Raw genomic sequence first — 20251 nt, 5'->3', positions numbered from 1 at the left:
ATGTCCGACCGTCCTGTCATCACCATGATCCACACCGTGACCACGCTGCCCCCGGTCTTCACCGCCCTGGCCGCCGAGTCGCTCCCTCACGAGATCGAGCTGCGCCACATCGTGGACGACAGCCTCCTCTCGGTGACCCGCGCGGAGGGAGGAGTACGCGCCGGAACCGCCCGGCGCCTGCTCGGGCATGTCTGGTCGGCGGCCGACGCGGGCGCCGACTTCGTACTGGTCACCTGCTCGTCGCTCGGCGAGGCGGTGGAGCTGACCAGGCCCTTCAGCACGGTCCCGGTGCTGCGGATCGACGAGCGGATGGCCGAGGAAGCCGTACGGAGCGGTCCGCGGATCGGGGTGATCGCGACCCTCGGCACGACGCTGGCCCCGACCGCGAATCTGATCCGCCGGGCGGCCGAACAGGCCGAGGCGCCGATCGAACTGGTCGAGACGCTGTGCGTGGGCGCCTTCGAGGCACAGGCGGCCGGCGACCCCTCCGCCCACGACGCGCTGGTCCGTGACGCGCTGGGCGAGCTGATTCCCCGGTGCGACGTCATCGTGCTCGCTCAGGCGTCGATGAGCCGCATCGTCGCGGAACTCGACGAAGCCCCGCGGATTCCCGTACTGGCCAGTCCCCGGTCGGCGCTTGAAGCGCTCGCCGACCGGCTGCGCCAGTCGTGACGGGTACGGCCGAGGACCGGGAGGCGAGCCCGGCCACGCGTATCCGGGCGCGGTGGCTGTACGGGGGAGCGGGCGTCGCGCGACGGGGCGCGGCGATCCTGGTCCGCGGCGACAGGATCGCCGCGGTCGGTCCCGACGCCGATGTTCCGCACACCGGCGGTCCCGAGCTGACGTTCGAGGCGGCGACGGTACTTCCCGGCCTGATCGACGCGCACACCCACCTCCTTCTGCCGTACGGCCGGGATCTGACGCGGGTGGACAGCGGTTCCGCCGCCGCGACGGCCGCCGCGCGCGCCGTCGCCGCCCGTCTGCTGGGCAGGGGTGTCACCACCGTCCGCGATCTCGGCTCACCCGGGACCGACGGCCAGGCCCTGCGGGACGCGATCGGCGCGCGGCCCGCGGACGGTCCCACCGTCGTGGCCGCGGGCCGCCCGATCACCTCGCCCGACGGCCACTTCCGCTCGTTCGGCATCACCGTCGAGGGGGCCGCCGAGGCGGCCGGGGCGGTGCGGCTGCTGCACGACGAGGGAGCCGACCTCGTCAAGATCGCGGTGACCGGCGGTTCGCTGACCCCTGGCACCGATATGAGCAGGGCGTATCTGGGGCGGTCCGAGATGGCCGCGATCGTGGCCGCCGCGCACGCCCGCGGGATGCGGGTCGCCGCCCACGCGCACGGCACCGAGGGGATCGAGATCGCGCTCGCCGCCGGGGTCGACACGATCGAGCACTGCACCTGGCTCGATGCGCGCGGCCGGATTCAGGCGCCGCCACCTGAGCTGCTGCGCGCCCTGTGCGACCGGAAGCAGTCGGTCGTTCTCGCCGGTCCGATCGAGCCGGCGATCGCCGATCTGCTGGACACACCAGTGCCGTCCGGCGCGGATTCACCGATGGCGCCCGGCCTGGAGCGGCGGCTGCGGATCTGGCGGAACGGACGGACGCTCGTCCGCGCGGGCGTGCCGGTGGCCCTGGGATCGGACTCGATCTACGGGCAGTTCCCCGACTGCCGCGACCTGACGGTCAGGGCGCGCGCGATGGTCGCGTTCGCCGGATGGCGACCGGCGGAGGCGCTCGCGGCGCTGACCTCCGGAGGCGCCCATGCCCTCGGCCGCGCCGGTGAGGTGGGCACGATCGCGCCCGGCGCGTACGCCGACCTCCTGGTCGTCGCGGGAAACCCCACCGAGTCGATCGGCGACCTCGACCGGGTCGTCGCGGTGTTCAAGCGAGGCCGCCGGGTGGCGCGGGACGCCCCCGTGAACGTCTGACGTTTTTCTCCGCCCAAGAACGCGAACGGCGACCGCCGCCTACCCGAGGGTAGTCGGCGGTCGCTCATGTCCTGCCGCTGCGCCGGCGGTCGGCCTGGGGTCAGCCGGTGGCCGGCAGGTAGTCCGGGGCGACGCAGAACACCGCGCGGGCCCCCTTGGCCGCCACGTTGTAGAACGAGTGCGGCGTACCTTCCGGGATCTGGCACGAGTCGCGCGGGCCGAGCTCGAAGAAGACCCGCGTCTCCGGGAACTCGACATGGACGGTGCCTTCTTCGACGAAGAACAGCTTGTCGCCCTGGTGGGTGAACACGTCGCTGCGCTGGCCCGGCAGGAAGCGCTGCTTCCCGATGGTCACGTGCTCCGTGCTCAGCATGATGCCGGTGAGCAGCTCCCGGCCGCGCTTGTGCCCCTCCAGGCGCCACAGGATGTCCTCGTCCCTGGCCGCCCACATGGTCTTCGCGGCGTCGGCCTCGGCACGCGCCATCGGCCAGCGGCCGATGTACTCGTCCTGCTTGTGCTTGTAGGTGGTGATGTTCTCGTGGGTCTGCGCGTACGGCTGGCCCGTGCCGGTCTTGGGCGAGGGGTGGAAGAACTCCACGAACCGCAGCTCGGTGTCGCTGTAGTTCCACTGGTGGTGCCAGGTGTCCTTGCGGAACCAGGCCGCGTCGCCCGCCTCGATGACGAGGACTTCACCGGTGGTCGGGTTCGACTGGACCATCGTCCCGTCGAGAACGTAGAAGAACTCGTCGGATCCGAAGATCGACCGGTTCTCGTCCGAGTGGATGACGGCACCGCCGACCGGGATGGCCACGATGTTGACGCTCATCTTCTCGTCGCTCGCCAGGAACCAGTCCGGCAGCTTCCCTGACTCGTCGTCGCCCCACACCAGTCGCAGTGCGTCCCGGTAGGGCACGAGGCGAGGCTGTTTGCCTTGGTCGGTCTCTGTCATGTCACTTCTTTCTGCTTGCGGCGGTTCCGTGCGAACTGCCGGCGAACCCAGAACACGTCGTGCGCGGAGGCACCGCGTGACCGCGCCTCGCGTCCTGCCTGGCTGTCAGACAGCAGTGCCATAGTGCCATGGGCTGAGCTTGGCTTGCAATCACCTTGCGGTCACGGTTCGTCCGATTGAGCCCCAGTGGAAGTCCAGGTGAAACAAGTGCGACCTGGCTCTTGACAGGCCCGGCGGACGGACTCATCGTTACCTGCCAGGCAGCCAGACGACTTTTGAAATGTCAGAGAGACGTGGACTCGGTGAACTACGAACCCGGACATATTGCCGCATTTCGCACGATCTGTGTGGAGGGCGACCCGCGGAGACGCGGGGAGTCATACGGCCGCGCCGCCGCACCGGAGATCAAAGAGTCAATCCACCGCTACACCAGGGTCTTCCGGCACATGGTCGGCTGGGACTGGCAGCAGGTGCGGAAGTTCGCCCTGCGGTACGAACGGCCGATCGGCGACTTCTCTCCCGCCATCGGTGAGGAGATCGCGGGCATCGCCGCAGGTGCGGGGGTCGAGTTGAGCGACATCCTCGCGCTCAACGCGCGGAGCGAGATCATGTTCGCCGCCGCCCCGGCCCGCGCCCGGTCGATGCCGGCGGAGTGCACGTCCTTCGCGCTCATGCCGGAACGCACGGGCCAGGGCATCGTCACCGGGCAGAACTGGGACTGGCTGACCCACGCGCGACGGACCACGGTCGTCCTCGACGTCCGGCGGACCGACGCGCCCAACTTCGTGACCGTCGTCGAGGCCGGGCAGTTGGCCAAGGTCGGACTGAATTCGGCCGGCGTCGCCCTGTGCACCAACACCCTGATCGGCGACGTCCGCACCGACGGAGCCGGCGTCCCGTACCACATCCTGCTGCGGTCGGTCCTCGACGCCGGATCGGGGGCGGAGAGCGCGGAGCGGATAGCGACCGCCGACCGGGCGATGTCCGCGAACTACCTGATCAGCGACGGCACCGGCTTCTGTCAGAACCTGGAGACGCCCGCCAGCGACGGGGCGCCGGAGCGGATCACCCCGCGCGACGGGGTGTTGACGCACACCAACCACTTCCTGTCCGCCGGGCTCACCACGACGGACGACTACGCCAGGCGGAAGCCGCACACGCTCGACCGGCACCGCAACATCGAACTGCGCCTGCGCGACCCTCGCGTACGCACGATCCACGAGGTCAAGGAGGCCCTGTCCGACCACCACGACTGGCCCGGCAGCATCTGCCAGCACCCCGATCCCTCGATCGCGATCGAGGAACGGACCTGCACCATCGCCGGATTCATCATCGAACCCGACCGCGGCGTCCTTCAGTACGGCGCCGGCAACCCCTGCTCGACCCATTGGCGGCAGCGCACCGTCTCAGGTGCATAACGTCCGTCGCCGCACTGGTGCGATGTAAGGCTGTCAGACATAGCGTAGAGGCGGAGAAGGTTGGACGTAACCGCCCTAAACGACCTATAGGCACGGCCGTCGAGTATTCCGGCCACCACATCAACGACCGAAGTACCGACCCAGGAGGTCACGTTGAGACGTTCTTCCCGGTGGCGAGTCGCCCTCGCCGGACTCACCGTCATCAGTGTCATCGGCGTCGCGGGATGCGGCAGCCCAGGTTCCAAGAGTGTCGAAGAGACCCCGGCCGCCGCGGACGGCAAGTTCCCCGCGGCCCCCAAGAAGCCCGTCACGCTCACGATCATGGACTCGGCCGGCGGACTGTCCGTCGCCAAGCCGCTGATCGAGGAGTTCGGGAAGAAGCACCCCGAACTGGTCAGCAAGATCAACTACACCACGACGACCTCGCCGGAGATGCCCGGCAAGCTCAAGGCCCAGCAGAACGCCGGCCGGGTAGGTGTGGACATCGTCCTGCTGGGGCCGGACAGCCTCGCCGCGGGCGTGAGTCAGAACCTGTTCACCAAGATCTGGCCCGAGTACAAGGACGGCCTGCCCGATCTGGAGAACACCTACCTCGACAACGCGAAGAAGCTCTGGAAGAACGCGCACGGCCAGGCGCTGATCTACGACACCGGCACGTTCGGCCCGCTGCTCGAGTACCTGCCGGACAAGCTGTCCGACCCGCCGAAGACCGCGCAGGAACTGCTGGAGTGGGCGAAGCGGAATCCCGGCAAGTTCCAGTACGCGTCCGTCGCGAACTCCGGACCGGGCTCGGCGTTCCTCCAGGGCCTGCCGTACCAGCTCGGCGACTCCGACCCGAGAGACCCGGAGAAGGGCTGGGACAAGACCTGGGCCTACCTCAAGGAGCTCGGCAAGTACATCGACAACTACCCGGCCAAAACCAGCGAAACCTACGCCAACCTCACTAATGGAACAGTGAAGCTGGTACCGTCCACCTTCGGATGGCACGTCCAGCCCCGTGCGGACAACCTGATTCCCGAGTCCGCCACCTTCACGGTCCTGGAGAACACGAAGTTCATCCTGTCCGGCGGATCGGTGGCCATCCCGAAGGGCGTCTCGGCCGACCACCTCGCGGTGTCGCTGCGGCTGCTCGGATTCATGCTCCAGCCCGAGCAGCAGGCCATGACCTTCGACCACGGTTACGTCTATCCGGGCCCGGCGATCAAGGACGTCACGGTCGACATGGCACCGCCGGAGATGGCCGAACTCAACAAGAAGTACGGCGTCGCCGACTACGACGACTACATCGCCAAGTATCCGGGCGCGGACCCGCTGCCCGCGGACGTCCTCGTCGCCGCGTACGACAAATGGAACCGAATCATTGGTGGTAAGTGACGTGAGAGCAACCCAGCGACGCGGTGAGTTCAGCGAGCTTCGGCTCGAAGGTCTGACCTGTGTCTACAACGGGAGCGTGGTCGCACTGGACTCCATGACTGCGACGATCAAGGCCGGAGAGTTCACCGCGCTGCTGGGTCCTTCTGGCTGTGGAAAATCCACCCTCCTCGGCTGTCTGGCCGGACATGTCACGGCCACCGAGGGCCGGCTCTGGGTGGACGACGAGCGGATCGACCAGCGGCCCGCGGAGAAGCGCGGCTTCGGCATGGTGTTCCAGAACTACGCGCTCTTTCCGCACCTGTCCGTCGCCAAGAACGTCGCGTTCGGACTCGAAGTACGCCGCATGCCCAAGCCTGAGGTGCGCGAGCGGGTGAAGTGGGCGCTGGACCTGGTCCAACTCCCCGACTACGCCGACAATCTGCCCGGCCGCCTCTCCGGCGGCCAGCAGCAGCGGGTCGCCATCGCGCGGGCCCTCGCACCGCGCCCGTCGATCATGCTGATGGACGAGCCGCTGTCCAACCTCGACGCCAAGCTCCGCTTCGAAATGCGCTCCGAGATCCGGCAACTCCACGACGAGCTGGGGCTGACCACCGTCTACGTCACGCACGACCAGGAGGAAGCCCTCTCGATCGCCGACCGGATCATCGTCCTGCGCAAGGGAAAGACCGTGCAGGACGGTACGCCCCAGCAGATCTACAGCGAACCGGAGGCGGATTACGTCGCCGACTTCGTCGGCTACCGCAACCGGCTCCAGGCGCACGTGGTCGGGGGGACCGGCCGCGAGCCCGTCGTCGAGGGGCACGGCATCACGCTGCGCGCCACGTCGAGCACCGACCTGCGGCCCGGACAGTCCGTGACCGTGCGGATCCGGCCGGAGGAGGTGAGCGTCACGGACTCCGCCTCCGCGGTGAACACGTTCGAGGCGGTGGCGCGCTCCACGCAGTACCACGGCCGCGACTTCACCGTGCAGGCCGAACTGCCGGACGGCGCGACCCTGTCCGTACGGACACCGGTGCGGCCCGAAACGGGCACGGTGCTGAAGCTGTCGATCCCGGTGGCGAGCGTCCGGGCCTTCGCCGCGGGAGAGCCTTCCGCCGCCCCGGCGGAGGGCTCCGACGACGGCGAGTCCACGGCTCTCGAACCGAGCGCGCTGTCATGACGGCGACCGTGGACACCACACCGGCCCGCGCCGACCGGGCGCCGGGAGGCCCGCCCGACTCGGGCGACCGCCGACGGGCGTGGCTGCGACGTCACGGACTCCACTGGGGGCTGCTGGCCATGCTGCCCGCGGTGGCGCTGATCGGGGTGCTGTTCCTCTACCCGATCGCCTACGGCATCGGCCTGTCGGTGACCCCCGACAAGGGCGGGACCTTCAGCAGCTACCAGCGGTTCTTCGAGGATCCGTATCTCCGCGAGACGATCTGGAAGACCCTGCGGATCGCGGTGGTCGTCGCCGTGATCAACACGGTGGCGGCGATGATCTTCGCCTACCCGCTGCGCGGGGCCGGACGGCGGAAGAAGTACCTCTCGACGGCCTTCCTGATCCCGATGACCCTCGGCAACGTGCTCGTCTCCAACGGGATGATCGCCTACATGTCCCCGCGGGGCTGGCTCAACCGGACCCTGATGAAGATCGGGGTGATCGACGAGCCCCTGATGCTGCTGCACAACTACACCGCCGTCGTGATCTCGATGGTCATCACGGGTCTGCCGCTGGCGTTCCTGCTGACCATGAGCCATCTCGCGTCCATCGACACCCTCTACGAGCGGGCCGCCGCGTCACTCGGCGCGGACCGGTGGACCCGGTTCCGGCGGATCCTGCTCCCTTTGTGGGCCCCGGGTGTGACCGTGGTCCTCTGTCTGACCTTCGTCCTGGGGTTCTCCGTGTTCGCCAGCGCGACCCTCGTGGGCGATCCCGCCGGCTCCACCCACGTCATCTCGGTCGAGGCCTACTTCCAGGCGTACCGGACCCTGGACTACTCGATGTCCATGGCGATGGTGGTCATCTCCGCCCTGGTCCAGATCCTCATCGTGGGCGCGATCCTGCTCCTGCGTTCCCGCCTGTACACGGGCCCGAGTTCCGGTCAGAAAGGGTGATCGCGGTGTCCGAGTCGTCTCCTACCGCACTGCGGAGCCGGATGCATCGCACCTGGGCCGGTGTCCTTCCCCGGTGGTTCTACCGCCTGCTGGTCGCCGTCTTCCTCGTCAACATCGCCGGGCTCGTCGCCTCCGTGACGGTCAGCTCCTTCGGCCGCCAGTGGTTCACCGGGTGGCTCCCGAAGGGGTACACGACGGACTACTACCGGTCGTCGTGGAACGAGTACGACCTCTCCCACGTCATGGTGATCACGGTCACCGTCGCGGTGGTCGTGGCCGCGCTCGCCGTGATCATCGGCGCTCCGGCGGCGTATGTGCTGGCAAGGGGGAACTTCCCGGGCAAGAAGCTGCTGATCCTGGCCTTCCTGCTGCCGCTGATGCTGCCGCCGGTCACCTACGGTCTGCCGCTGGCGACGCTGCTGTACCGGCTCGGCCTCGGCGGCCATCTGTCCGGGGTGATCGTGGCCAACCTGGTGCCATCGGTGCCCCTGGTGGTCCTGCTGATGATCCCGTACATCCAGCAGCTCGACACCAACCTGGAACGGGCCGCGCGCTCCTGCGGGGCGAACGGTCTTCAGACGGTCCGGCGGGTGCTCGCGCCGCTGCTGCTGCCCGGAATCCTGGCGTCGGGCCTGCTCACGCTGATCCACACCGCGGGCAGTTTCGAGCTGACCTTCTTCAACTCGGGGCCGGGCAGCGAGACGCTCGTCGTCGCCCTGTACTCGGCCCTGTGGACGCCGGGCTTCCGCCCGCAGCAGTCGATCGACGCGATGTCGGTCATCTACATGCTCACCTGCCTGGTCCTGCTGTTCGTCGCACTGCGTTTCGTCAGCCCCGGCCAGATAGTGACGCACTCGCGCGAAGACGACTGACGCCCGCGCGAGGACGACCAGCCACAGCCCCTGGTGCCGCGAGCGGCCATGTCTGCCCCGCTCGCGGCACCAGGCCCATCAGCCCGAGCCCGTTCCACCGAGGAGATCACCATGCCCGCCGTCATTGTCGCCGGAGGCGCCACGGGAATCGGACGCGCCTGCGTACGCCGCCTGCGTAACCGTGGTGTCGACGTGTACCTCGCGGACATCAACATGGCGGCCGCCGGTGAACTGGCCGCCGAGGAAGCACCCGGCCGCCTCGTCATCGGCGAGCACGACCTGTTCGACGTGGACGCCGCCCGGGCCATGGTCGACGCGGCCTGCGCGCGGTTCGGCGGCCTGGACGGACTCCTCATCACCACCGCGCTGCTGCGCGAGGCGCCCGTCGCCCGGTACCCCCTGGAGGACTGGACCGCGACGATGGACCTGAACGTCCGCGCCGCGTTCCTGCTGGCCCAGGCCGCGATCGGGCCGCTGAGCCGGTCCGCCGCGCCGCGGATCGTCTTCACCGGCTCGACCTCCGCGTTCCGGGGCGGCTTCGGGTCCTTCGCGTACGCCGCGTCCAAGGGGGCCCTCGTCAGCATGACGCGGGCGATGGCGGTCGAGTGGGGCGCGCTGAAGGTCTGCGTCAACTGCGTGTGCCCCGGCTGGATCGACACGCCGTTCAACGACGAGCACTGGAAGCACTCCTCCGACCGCGACGCGGCGGTCGGCGAGCTGGAGGCGAAGATCCCGCTCGGCCGCCAGGGCGAGCCCGACGAGGTGGCCGCGATGATCGACTTCCTGCTCTCCCCGGCGGCCGGTTACGTGACCGGTCAGGCGATCGTGGTGGACGGCGGACTGCTGTCGTGGTGAGGGGAACCGAGACCGTGCCGAACGCGGCGGCGCCGCTCCACGGAGAGGCGCTGCCGTGCGGATAGGGACATGCGTGATCGACGGACGGCCCGAGCCGGTCGTGTTCGATCCGGCCGGCCGGGCGGTCCCGGTCGGCGACCTCGTCGGGGGCCCCGGCCTCTACGGCGTGCTGACGCTCATCGAACGCTGGGACGACCTGCGCCCGCGCCTGGCCCGCGCGCTCGGGACGGACCGGTCCCCGGCCGCCACCAGCGTGGCCGAGATCGACCGGCTCGGCGCCTGGCTGCCGCCGGTCCCGCGGCCGGGGAAGATCCTGGGCGTCGGCTTCAACAGCCCGGTGTTCGCCGCGTTCGCGTCGAGCGTCCCCGACCATCCGCCGTTCTTCTCCTCACCCGGTTCCGCGCTGGTCGGACACCGGCAGCCGATCCGGCTGCGCCCGTCGTTCGGACTCGTCCATCCCGAGCCGGAGCTGGCCGTGGTGATCGGACGGCAGGGCACGCGGATCGACCCGGCCGAGGCACTGGACCACGTCTTCGGGTACACCCTGATCGACGACGTGTCCGCGCCCGGGCTGCGGGCCGGTGACACGGTGGTGGTACCCGGCTCCATGGCGGGGGAGCTGGACCGGCGGCACAGCGGCCGGCCCCGGGCCGCGTCCGGCTTCGAGCACGGGGACATGAGGGTCACCTACCACCTGCGGGCCAAGGGCACCGACAGCTTCAAGCCGTGCGGACCGTGGATCGTGACCAGGGACGAGATCCCCGACCCCGACCGGCTCGGCATCACCCTGGCGACCGGCGACGACGTACGGATCGAATGCCGGACCGAGCGTCTGATCTATTCGGTGGCGGAAGTCATCGCGCACGCCAGCGACCACCACACCCTGTTCCCCGGCGACATCATCCACGTGGGCACCGACATCACGGGGACGCACACGCTGCGGGAGATCGACTACCAACACCGGATCGGCGCGACGCGAACGATCGAGTGCGAGGCGATCGGCACGCTCGTGAACGAGATCCGCACGGTCTGACCCGGCACCACCGGCCGAGCCCGCACCACCCGGCACCCGTACGTCCCCGGTCGGACCACGGGCAGCCCGGTTCTGTCTGACGGAACGACGCGGCACCGCATCGGGATCGGAGAGCGGACACTCTCCGAAGGCGGTGCGGCCGCGCCTTTTCGGATGACACGCGCCGCGAGAAGTGTGCGGTGCGATCGGAGACTCGTTGAACGACGTCGGCTCTCAAAAGGTGAAGGTCTTCGACCGACGCATGACTCTGGTCGCGACGGTCACGATTCTCGGCTCCCTGATATCCATCTTCGACACGACGATCGTCCAGGTGGCCGTGCCGTCGTTGGTGAGGAGTTTCGACACCTCGCTCGCCACCGTCCAGTGGGTCAGCACGGTCTACCTTCTCGCCCTCGCCACGGTGGTGCCGCTCACCGGCTGGGCCAACGACCGATTCGGCTCCAGACGGGTGTGGATCGCGTCCATGGCCATGTTCCTGTTCGGCTCGCTGCTGTGCGGACTCGCCAACTCGATGGCGCTGCTCATCGTCGCGCGCGCGGTGCAAGGGATCGGCGGCGGGATGCTGCTGCCCACCGGGCAGACGATCCTCGCCAGGGAGGCGGGCCCCGGCCGCCTCGGACGCGTCATGGCCGTGGTGGGGATTCCGTCCATGCTGGGGCCCCTGTTGGGGCCGATCTTCGGCGGACTGATCCTCTCCAGCCTGTCCTGGCGGTGGATCTTCTTCGTCAATCTGCCGCTGGGCGCTCTCGGGATCGGCTTGGCCTGGGTCGTCCTCGACCGCGGCGAACTGGGCGTGCCCCGGAAGCTCGATCTCATCGGACTGGCCCTGCTGCCGCCGGGACTCGCGCTGCTTGTCTACGGCATCTCCGACTTCGGCGATGCCGGGCGCGTGTCCCCGTCCGTCGCGCTCACCGGAGGTCTGGGAATCGCCCTGACCGCCGCGTTCGTCGTGCACGCGCTGCGGGCCGCTCATCCGCTGCTCGACCTGCGGCTGTGGAAGTACGCGGCCCTCAGATCGGCCCAGACCGCGATGTTCCTCTACCTCGCCGGTACCAACGCGGTGCTGTTCCTGGTGCAGCTCTACTACCAGTTCGCGCGGGGGGACAGCGCCATCAAGGCGGGCCTGCTGGTGGCGCCGTCGGCCTTCGGCGCGATGCTGGTGCTGACGACGGCCGGCCGGGTGATGGACAAGCGCGGTCCCCGGGCGGTGATCGTCTTCGGCCTGCTCATGGTGACCGCCGGAGTGCTTCCGCTCACCATGATCGGGCCCGACACCAGCGACGTATGGCTGTCGGTGTGCTGGTTCGTCCGCGGCGTCGGGGTCGGCGCCACGGCCACGCCGCTGACCGCCGCCGGATACGCCGGTTTGCGCGGCCGCGAGATCCCCGGCGCGTCGACGCTGATGAGCATCGTGCAGTACGTCGCCGGGGCCATGGGCACCGCTGTGGCGGCGGTTCTGCTCCAACGTCGGCTCAGCGGCTTCACCGACGGCGGCGGGGTCCAGTCCCTGGCCGCGCTGAGCGACACCGCACGACAGCGCCTGGCACCCGAACTGGCCGACGCCTTCGGCGGGTTGTTCTGGCTGGCTGTCGCCCTGTCGGTGCTCGCGATCGTCCCGGCCGTGATGCTGCGCACGCGGGCGCCGACCGATGTCGAACGGGACGGGACGGGAGCGTCGAAGACCGCCGACACGCTGACGGGCTGACGCCTGCGGCACGTCGTCGGCCCGGTGCGCGCCGCCGCGGGCCCCCGGCTGTGAAGGCGGCGGTCACGGCCGCGGCGTGAGACCTTCGAGCAGCAGATTCAGCGCGTGGTGCGCGTCCAGGGCCCGGGCAGCGGACGCGGACGCGGAGCCGCCGAGCGTGTGGACGGCCAGGGTGATGCCGGTGAGCAGCGCCACGAGCTGGCCGGCGGTGAGGTCGTCGCGGATCGCGCCGAGCTCCTGGGCGGGCCGCAGCAGCAGATCCGCCGCCGACACCAGCAGCGACTGACCCCACTCGGTGTTGGCGACGGGATCGGTCTCACGGAGCCCCTGCGCGAGCAGTCCGGCGAGGACTCCCTGCGCCTCGACTCCCAGATCGACGAACTGGCGCAGCCAGTTCAGGAGTGCCGCCGTCGGCTCGTCGCGCTGCGCCAACTCCGTCGCCATGGAGGCCAGTCGCGCGACGCGACCGCGGTAGACGCCCTCGAACAGATGCATTCTGCTCGGGAAGTGCCGGTAGAGGGTGGCGGGCGCGACCCCGGCCTCCTTGGCGATCTCGTCGAGGGTGACGTCGGGCCCCTCGCGTTCGATCAGGGTCTGGGCCGCCGCCAGGATGCGATCGACGTTCCGCCGGGAGTCGGCGCGAGGTGCGCGCTTGCGTACCGGTACCGGTGCTGCGGACTCGTCCGGCAATCTCCGCTCCCCACTCTTGCGATGCGACTGCGGGCAGCCTACTGTGACGGCTAAGTGAGAGTTTACTCCCATTTAACGGCTGGTGACCTCGTACCTTGAGGAGGAACCCGATGCCTGCTCCGGAAAGCCCGCGGCGGGTGCACGACGCCGCCGCGGCGGCCGGCGAAGTGCGCGACACATCCGTCGGCAAGGCGCTCGCCGTGCTCGACACCCTGTCCGGTTCGCGGAAGTCGCTGGGCGTCTCGGAGATCGCCGCCCGCACCGGGATGGCCAAGTCGACCGTCCACCGGCTGCTGAGCGCGATGATCGAGCACGGTTATGTGGCCAAGGAAGGCGAGCGGTATCTGCTCGCCGAGCGCGTCTTCGAGCTGGGCAGCCGGGTGCAGGTCGGCGCCGCGAAGGACCTGCGCGAACTGGCCTCTCCCTATCTGGCCGAATTGTTCGCCCTCACCCGGCAGACCATTCATCTCGCCATTCTCAGCGGTGCGGACATCCTGTACATCGACAAAGTCTCCGGGCTGGGCGCGCCGAGAATGGACACGCGTATCGGCGGACGCAGGCCCGCTTATGCCACAGGGCTCGGGAAGGCGCTGCTCGCCTTCGCTCCCTCCCTGCATCTGAGGACCGTTCTCGACGGATCCTTCAAGCGGTTCACCGCGTACACCATTCCCGACGCCCAGCGGATGAAGCTCTCACTGCTCCGGGTGCGCGAGACCGGTATCGCGACGGATCACGAGGAGTCGTTCCTCGGCGTGGCCTGCCTGGCGGCGCCGGTCTGGGCCGCTGATCACAGCCGTGCTGTCGCCGCGGTCTCGCTTTCCTGCCCGGTGCTCGGCCGCACCCCCGCCCGCTACAAGTCGGTGCTCGTCGACACCGCGCAGCAGCTCTCGTCCGCGCTGCGTCGCAAGTGACCCGGGGGAGCACGCCGGAACAACTGCTTTCCGTCTGACGGAACAGAATCCTGGCTTCTTTTCGGGCGCTCAATACAGTTATGCGCAGGCCCTTCCCCTGTGTGTTTTCCGAGGGCTTCCGCGTCATCCATTGGGAATCGGAGGAATCGCGCGTGAGTTATGTCAAAGCGCTCGGTTACATCGGCATAGGTGCGCAGGACCTCGACGCGTGGGAGGACTTCGCGGGCGACATTCTGGGCCTGCACGTCACCCGCGGACGGGACGCCGACGACGTCGAAACGCTGTTTCTGCGGATGGACGCCAGGCACCACCGCATCGCGGTACGCGCCGGGGACGACACGCTGTCCTACGTCGGATGGGAGGTGGCGACCGAGGAAGACCTCGACGCCCAGGTGCGGGACCTGGAGAGCGCCGGGGTCGCCGTCACGGAGGATCCGCACCTCGCCGACCTGCGCGGAGTCCGCCGGCTGGTGCGGTTCGCCGATCCGGCCGGTTTCCGGTTGGAGCTGTTCTACGGCGCCGTCACCGTGTCCTCCGCGTTCCTCTCGCCGACCGGCGTCCGGTTCGTGACGCGCGACGACAAGGGCAACGACCTCGGGGTCGGCCACATCGTGCTCGTCTCGTCCGTCGTGGACGAGATGGTCGCCTTCTACCGCCACGTCCTCGGTTTCAAGGTGAGCGACTACATCACCTTCAAGCCCCTGGTCCTGACCTTCACCCACGTCAATCCCCGGCACCACTCACTCGCGTTCGGTCCCGCGCCGGACGGCAGGAAGCCCTTCATCGACCACTTCATGCTCGAGGTCGACAGCGTCGACGGCGTCGGCCGCGCACTGGACCGGGTGCGCGCGAAGGAGATCTCCCTCACCGCGACGCTCGGCCGTCACACGAACGACGAAATGCTCTCGTTCTACATGAAGTCGCCGTCCGGGATCGGCGTGGAGTACGGAACCGCCGGCAAATTGATCGACGACGAGACCTGGACGATCACGAATTGGGACGCCGCCCAGTTCTGGGGCCACGACCGCAATCACACCCACTGACGGTGACGTGTACGCCAAGGAGAACACCATGAACGACTCCCCACGCGCGGTGGACCAGCTCGATGACCTGGTCTCGCTCGAAAGAGGCGAGATCGACCGGCGCATCTTCAGCGACCAGGAGATCTTCGATCTGGAGATGACGCGGATATTCGGCCGGGCCTGGCTCTTCCTGTGCCACGAGACGCAGATCCCCAAGCGCGGCGACTTCTTCGAGGCCCCGATGGGATCGGACAACGTCCTCGTGGTCCGGCAGCGGGACGGCTCGATCCGCGCCTTCCTCAACACCTGTTCGCACCGCGGCAACGCGGTGTGCCGGGCCGAGGAGGGAAACGTCCGCAATTTCATGTGCACGTACCACGGGTGGACCTTCGGACTGGACGGCGAACTCATCGGCGTGCCCGGCAAGTCCCTCTTCTACAAGGACAAGCTGGACCTGTCCAAGCACCCGCTGCGCAAGGTGGCCCAACTCGACTCCTACCGCGGCTTCGTGTTCGCCACCATGGACGCGGACGCGCCGCCCCTGGAGGAGTACCTCGGCGCGACGGGCCGGCTCGGACTGGACCTGCTCGCCGAGCGCGGCGACATGGAGGCCGTTCCCGGCGTCCAGAAGTTCACCGTCAGGACCAACTGGAAGTTCACCGTCGACAACGTCTTCGACTACTACCACCCGCAGATCACGCACATGTCGGCCTTCGCCGTCGGTCTCATCCCGGCCCCGCCGGACGAGTTCGTCGACGGCGGGGCCAGGACCGAATCCGGCGCCGACCTCGAAGTCCCCTTCCTGCCCAGCGACTTGCACAACGTCGTGATGGTGGGCGAGTACGGGCACGCGATCTCGGGTCCCGACCAGGAGTCGCTGGAGGTGACAGCCGGGGGCCGGGAGCTGTTCGAGTGGCGCTACACACCGCAGACCCAGGCCAAGCTCGGGCGGCACGGAAGCCGGGTGGGCGGCCACCCGCACATCTTCCCGACCGCCTGGGTCACGGCGAACGCGCAGCTCAGCCTGCGGGTGCCGCGCAGCCCCGACGTCACCGAGATCTGGTGGTACTCCTTCCGCGACAAGAACGCCTCGCCGCAGGAGCAGGCCGCCGCGCTGCACGCGCAGATCCACTTCTTCGGGCCGGCAGGAATGCTCGAACAGGAGGACGGCGAGAACTGGGCGCAGTCCACCCTCCAGACCAAGGGCACCAAGAGCCGCGAGATCCCCCAGCTTCTGAAGATGGGTCTCGGCACGTCCGAGGTCGTCAAGGACGACGGCCTCGCCGTCATCGACGCGCCCATCAACGAGCACGCCCAGTTGTGGACCTACCACTCCTGGCGCGAATGGCTCCGCAACCCCACGTGGGAGGGGCTGCGCAAGAGCACGGCTCCCCACGACCGCTACTAGGCCCAGGAGCCCGCGATGACGACCCACGCCGTACCCGCAGCGCGTGCCGTGCCCGCCGCGCACGCCGTCGACCTCGACACGCTGCTGCGGCAGCACGAGGTGGAGCAGCTCTACTCCTACGAGTCGGCGCTGCTCGACGCCCACCAGTACGAGGAGTGGGTCGACCTCTTCACCGAGGACACCCACTACTTCATGCCGCTGCGGCGGACGATGACCAGGCGGCAGTTGCACCTGGAGTTCACCAAGCCCGGCGAGATGGCCTACTTCGACGAGGACAAGCAGTTCCTCCGGACGCGGGCCAAGAAGTTCGCCACCGGGACCTCGTGGGCCGAGGACCCGCCGTCCCGTACCCGGCACCTCATCACCAACGTCCGGGTGACCGGGGACAGCGGCGACGAACTCGTGGTGCAGAGCAATTTCCTGCTCTACCGCACCCGGCTCAAGAGCGACACCGACCAGTGGGTCGGCCGGCGCGAGGACACGCTGCGGCGTACGGAGAACGGGCTCGCGATCGCCAAGCGGTTCGTCTACCTCGACCAGACGGTGCTCCAGTCCGGCAACCTCAGCAACTTCTTCTGACCCCAACCCGCCCCGCGCGCCGTCCCGCGCCTACCGAAAGGTGCAGCAATGCCGTGGATCCGTGCCTGTTCCGTCGACGAACTCGACGACGGTGACGCACTCCAGATGCCGACGGTGCCGCCCGTCGCCGTGTTCAGGGCGGACGGCGAATTCTTCGCCCTGAACGACACCTGTACGCACGGCCAGTCCTCGCTGGCCGACGGATACGTGGACGGCGACCAGGTCGAATGCGCCTGGCACTTCGCGAAGTTCGACCTCAGGACCGGTTCCGTGCTGTCGCCGCCCGCGTCCCTCCCGCTGTGCACCTACCAGGTGAAGCTGGACGGCGACGACGTCATGGTCGAGATACCGGAGCGGAGTTGAGCACGTCGGCCGTCCCCGGTCAGAGCTGCGTCATCGTCGGGGCCAGCGCCGCCGGAGTCTGCGCGGCCGTGGCCCTGCGCGGCCACGGCTACCGAGGCACCGTCACGCTGGTCGACGCGGACCCCAACCTCCCCTACGAACGGCCGCCGTTGTCGAAAGGACTGCTCGACGGGGAGTCGGCCGGTCTCGTGCCCATCCAGCCCCCGTCGGTCTACCAGGACCTCGACATCGCGCTGCGGCTCGGCGAACGCGTCGTCGGCATCGATCCGGCCGCGCTCACCGTACGGCTGAGCGGCGGCGACGTCCTCGGCTGCGGGCGACTGGTGCTGGCGACCGGTGTCGCGGCGCGCCGCCTCACCACGCCCGGCGCCGACGCCGACAACGTCCTGTCGCTCCGGGACGCCGCCGACGCGGTACGGCTCCACGCGCGGCTGGCCCGCGGCGGCCCGCTGGTCATCATCGGCGCGGGCTTCATCGGCCTCGAACTCGCCGCCGTCGCCCGTCGGCGCGGCATCGAGGTGACCGTGGTCGAAGCGCAGCCGTATCCGCTGGCCTCCGTGCTCGGACCGGCCGTGGCGGACCTGATGACGCGGCTGCACCGCGACCACGGGGTGCGGCTGCTGACCGGCGTCACGGTCACGGAATTCCTCGGCTCCCCGGCGGGCGTGGAGGCGGTGCGTCTGTCGGACGGCCAGTGCGTACCGGCCGCCACGGTCGTCGTCGGGATCGGCGTACGCCCGCGGACGGAACTGGCCCGTACGGCGCGTATCGACGTCGACGACTGGGGCATCCCCGTCAACGAGTTCGGCCAGACGAGCCGGGCGTGGATCTACGCGACCGGCGATGTCGCGAGCCAGCCGCACCCGCACCTGACCGCCCGCGGCCGGCTCGAGCACTGGGAGGCGGCGCAGCGGCACGGTACGGCGGTGGGCAGCACGATCGCCGGCAGCCCGGTGCGGTACACCGCACCGCCCTACGCGTGGTCGGACCAGTACGACACCACGTTGCAGATCATCGGACGGCCCCGGCGCAGCGACGACTTCGTCCTCCGGGAGGGCGCCGTACCCGACCGGTTCCTCGCCTTCTGGCTGCGCCACGGCCGGATCGCGGCGGCAGCGGGCATGGGCGCCGCCCGCGAGGTCGGCGTGGTGAAGCGGCTCATCGCGGGAAACGTGCCGGTCGACAGCCGACTGCTGTCCGACCCCGGCCTCGACCTGCGCGGAACACTCAAACAGCACCTCGTGAGAAAGAGCGCGCAATGACGACCGTCACCTCAGAGATCACCCACGACTCCACCTACCGGCTGGTCGACACCGCCGACTACCAGATCCAGATCAACGAAGCCGGTGACGGCGATCCCGTGTTCCTGATCCACGGCACCGGGCCCGGCGCCACCGGCTGGTCGAACTTCGAGGCCAACATCCGCGCACTCGCCGCCGACTTCCGGTGCGTCGCCGTGACGATGCCGGGCTGGGGCGACTCCAACCCGCAGAGCGTGGCGACCGGACGCGACCAGGGCGCGGCCGTCACGCAGTTGATGGACGCCATGGGCATCGACCGCGCCGCCTTCGTCGGGAACTCCATGGGCGGCGCGATCGGGATGGTCATGGCCACCGAGCACCCCGAGCGGGTCTCGCACCTGGTGACCATGGGCTCGGGCATCTGGGGCGTCAACGTGATGGCGCCGAACGGCATGTCCGAAGGCATCCGGATCATCTTCGACACCTACGAGGACCCCTCACCGGAGAACTTCCAGAAGCTGGTCGAGGTGATGTGCTTCGATCCGGCCCACGCCACCCGCGAGTTGGCCGAGGAACGCTCGCGCACCGCCGCGAGCAGGCCGGAGCACCTGCGCAACTGGCTGGAGGTGATGCGCGCGGGCGTCGGCGCGACCGGCTTCGCGCAGGCGGGGGAGAAGATGGCGCGGTCCGACGTGCCGACGCTGATCATCCACGGCCGGGACGACCGTACGGTGCACTACGAGACCAGCCTGCGCGCGCACGCGGTCATCCCGGACTCCCGGCTGCTGATGTTCGGCCGCTGCGGTCACTGGGCGCAGCTCGAACACGCCACCGAGTTCAACGCCACGGTCAAGCACTTCCTGGAACACCACTGATGGCCGCCGGACAGGGGCGTCTCGCCGGGCTGTCGGTGCTGGTGACCGGTGGCGGCTCGGGACTCGGCCGGGCCGTCGTCGACCGCTTCGTCGCCGAGGGCGCGACGGCCACGGTGCTCGAACGGTCGCCGGAGAAACTGGACAACCTGCGGGAGGCGCACGGCGACCGCGTACGCGGCGTACGCGGTGACGTCACCTCGGGAGAGGACAACACCGCCGCCGTCGAAGCGGCCGTGTCGGCCTTCGGAGGACTCGACACGTTCGTCGGCAACGCGGGCCTGTGGGACTTCGGCCGGGCGGCGCTCGACATGTCGATGGCCGAACTGGAGAACGGCTACGAGGAATTGTTCGGCGTGAACGTCAAGGGCTACCTGCTCGGCGCCCGGGCGGCGGCCCAGGCGCTCGCCGAGCGGCGGGGATCGATGATCTTCACCCTGTCCAACGCCGCCCTGTACCCACGCGGCGGCGGCGTGCTCTACACCGCGTCCAAACACGCCGGAGTCGGACTGGTCGCGCAGTTGGCGTACGAACTCGCGCCACGCGTGCGGGTGAACGCCGTCGCGCCGGGCGGGATGGCGACCGATCTGCGCGGGCCGCGCGCCATGGCGCTGGGCGACACCTCCATCAGCGACATGCTGCCGACCGGCGACCGGCTCCGTCGGTACTCCGCCCTCGACCTGGCCCCCAGCGCCGAGGACTACGTCGCCCCGTACGTCCTGCTCGCCTCGCGCGAGGAGTCCGCGACCGTGACCGGCGCGGTCCTCGACGTGAGCGCCGTGGGCACCCCGCGCCGCCCCGACCCCGCGCCGTAACGCTGTCCCGCGCGCCGTCCCACCGCTCCCGGCGGTGACGTGTTTCGGCCGCGTTCCCCCAGGCAGAACGTATTGCTGGCCGCTCACCTGGCCGAATCACATACTCCGGTCAC

Annotated in this window: 20 protein-coding genes; 18 read left to right on the top strand and 2 right to left on the bottom strand. The window is 69.3% G+C overall.

What is annotated here, in order from left to right:
* Both ACIOC1_RS15805 and ACIOC1_RS15800 read left to right on the top strand, forming a co-directional pair.
* Entirely contained in the window at positions 1 to 672 is a 672-nt protein-coding gene (locus ACIOC1_RS15805) for an aspartate/glutamate racemase family protein (RefSeq protein WP_401854690.1), read from the top strand.
* On the top strand, positions 669 to 1934 hold the full coding sequence (locus ACIOC1_RS15800) for an amidohydrolase family protein (RefSeq protein ID WP_401854687.1): 1266 nt from the start codon (positions 669 to 671) through the stop codon (positions 1932 to 1934). Before ACIOC1_RS15805 ends, ACIOC1_RS15800 begins: the two co-directional genes overlap by 4 nt.
* 100 nt (positions 1935 to 2034) lie before the next feature.
* On the opposite strand, the gene ACIOC1_RS15795 is transcribed toward ACIOC1_RS15800, so the two are convergent.
* Entirely contained in the window at positions 2035 to 2883 is an 849-nt protein-coding gene (locus ACIOC1_RS15795) for a cupin domain-containing protein (RefSeq protein WP_355335383.1), read from the bottom strand.
* Between the two features lie 293 nt (positions 2884 to 3176).
* Here ACIOC1_RS15795 and ACIOC1_RS15790 point away from each other — a divergent pair, with 293 nt between their 5' ends.
* From ACIOC1_RS15790 to ACIOC1_RS15755, 8 genes are all read left to right on the top strand, one after another.
* Entirely contained in the window at positions 3177 to 4301 is a 1125-nt protein-coding gene (locus ACIOC1_RS15790) for a C45 family autoproteolytic acyltransferase/hydolase (protein WP_401854684.1), read from the top strand.
* A 153-nt stretch (positions 4302 to 4454) separates the two neighbouring features.
* Positions 4455 to 5675, top strand: a complete 1221-nt coding sequence (locus tag ACIOC1_RS15785) for an extracellular solute-binding protein (RefSeq protein WP_355335377.1) — start codon at positions 4455 to 4457, stop codon at positions 5673 to 5675.
* Between the two features lie 94 nt (positions 5676 to 5769).
* The gene (locus ACIOC1_RS15780) at positions 5770 to 6834 is read left to right on the top strand and encodes an ABC transporter ATP-binding protein (RefSeq protein WP_401854681.1); all 1065 of its coding nucleotides are present in this window, start codon (positions 5770 to 5772) and stop codon (positions 6832 to 6834) included.
* A complete protein-coding gene (locus ACIOC1_RS15775; RefSeq protein WP_355335372.1) occupies positions 6831 to 7772 on the top strand; it encodes an ABC transporter permease in 942 nt (313 codons plus the stop codon). The genes ACIOC1_RS15780 and ACIOC1_RS15775 overlap by 4 nt, the downstream gene beginning before the upstream one ends.
* Before the next feature lie 41 nt (positions 7773 to 7813).
* Complete coding sequence (locus ACIOC1_RS15770; protein ID WP_391048170.1) at positions 7814 to 8644, top strand: ABC transporter permease subunit; 831 nt, start codon at positions 7814 to 7816, stop codon at positions 8642 to 8644.
* Between the two features lie 111 nt (positions 8645 to 8755).
* On the top strand, positions 8756 to 9499 hold the full coding sequence (locus ACIOC1_RS15765) for an SDR family NAD(P)-dependent oxidoreductase (RefSeq protein ID WP_401307864.1): 744 nt from the start codon (positions 8756 to 8758) through the stop codon (positions 9497 to 9499).
* 55 nt (positions 9500 to 9554) lie between these two features.
* Positions 9555 to 10532, top strand: coding sequence for a fumarylacetoacetate hydrolase family protein (locus ACIOC1_RS15760; protein WP_401854677.1), 978 nt, complete (start codon positions 9555 to 9557; stop codon positions 10530 to 10532).
* A 241-nt stretch (positions 10533 to 10773) separates the two neighbouring features.
* A complete protein-coding gene (locus ACIOC1_RS15755) occupies positions 10774 to 12237 on the top strand; it encodes an MDR family MFS transporter (RefSeq protein ID WP_401854674.1) in 1464 nt (487 codons plus the stop codon).
* 63 nt (positions 12238 to 12300) lie between these two features.
* On the opposite strand, the gene ACIOC1_RS15750 is transcribed toward ACIOC1_RS15755, so the two are convergent.
* Positions 12301 to 12927, bottom strand: a complete 627-nt coding sequence (locus ACIOC1_RS15750) for a TetR/AcrR family transcriptional regulator (RefSeq protein WP_401307858.1) — start codon at positions 12925 to 12927, stop codon at positions 12301 to 12303.
* Between the two features lie 110 nt (positions 12928 to 13037).
* Here ACIOC1_RS15750 and ACIOC1_RS15745 point away from each other — a divergent pair, with 110 nt between their 5' ends.
* The 8 genes from ACIOC1_RS15745 (at position 13038) to hcaB (ending at position 20138) form a co-directional block, all read left to right on the top strand.
* On the top strand, positions 13038 to 13838 hold the full coding sequence (locus tag ACIOC1_RS15745; protein ID WP_355335360.1) for an IclR family transcriptional regulator: 801 nt from the start codon (positions 13038 to 13040) through the stop codon (positions 13836 to 13838).
* A 152-nt stretch (positions 13839 to 13990) separates the two neighbouring features.
* Positions 13991 to 14881 carry a VOC family protein gene (locus ACIOC1_RS15740; protein ID WP_401854672.1) on the top strand — a complete coding sequence of 297 codons (891 nt, stop codon included), beginning with the start codon at positions 13991 to 13993 and terminating at the stop codon, positions 14879 to 14881.
* Positions 14882 to 14909: 28 nt separating this feature from the next.
* On the top strand, positions 14910 to 16268 hold the full coding sequence (locus tag ACIOC1_RS15735; RefSeq protein ID WP_355335354.1) for a Rieske 2Fe-2S domain-containing protein: 1359 nt from the start codon (positions 14910 to 14912) through the stop codon (positions 16266 to 16268).
* Between the two features lie 15 nt (positions 16269 to 16283).
* Positions 16284 to 16847, top strand: a complete 564-nt coding sequence (locus ACIOC1_RS15730) for an aromatic-ring-hydroxylating dioxygenase subunit beta (RefSeq protein ID WP_401854669.1) — start codon at positions 16284 to 16286, stop codon at positions 16845 to 16847.
* A gap of 48 nt (positions 16848 to 16895) precedes the next feature.
* The gene (locus ACIOC1_RS15725; RefSeq protein WP_355335349.1) at positions 16896 to 17210 is read left to right on the top strand and encodes a bifunctional 3-phenylpropionate/cinnamic acid dioxygenase ferredoxin subunit; all 315 of its coding nucleotides are present in this window, start codon (positions 16896 to 16898) and stop codon (positions 17208 to 17210) included.
* Positions 17207 to 18472, top strand: a complete 1266-nt coding sequence (locus ACIOC1_RS15720; RefSeq protein WP_401854667.1) for an NAD(P)/FAD-dependent oxidoreductase — start codon at positions 17207 to 17209, stop codon at positions 18470 to 18472. The genes ACIOC1_RS15725 and ACIOC1_RS15720 overlap by 4 nt, the downstream gene beginning before the upstream one ends.
* A complete protein-coding gene (locus ACIOC1_RS15715; protein ID WP_401854665.1) occupies positions 18469 to 19326 on the top strand; it encodes an alpha/beta fold hydrolase in 858 nt (285 codons plus the stop codon). Before ACIOC1_RS15720 ends, ACIOC1_RS15715 begins: the two co-directional genes overlap by 4 nt.
* A complete protein-coding gene (gene hcaB, locus ACIOC1_RS15710) occupies positions 19326 to 20138 on the top strand; it encodes a 3-(cis-5,6-dihydroxycyclohexa-1,3-dien-1-yl)propanoate dehydrogenase (protein ID WP_391162832.1) in 813 nt (270 codons plus the stop codon). Before ACIOC1_RS15715 ends, hcaB begins: the two co-directional genes overlap by 1 nt.
* The last annotated feature ends 113 nt before the right edge of the window (positions 20139 to 20251 follow it).

The organism is Streptomyces sp. NPDC088197, assembly GCF_044741185.1.
GTDB lineage: Bacteria > Actinomycetota > Actinomycetes > Streptomycetales > Streptomycetaceae > Actinacidiphila.
The sequence above is the reverse complement of the archived record's forward strand: the minus strand, read 5'-3'. Positions and strand labels throughout refer to the sequence as shown.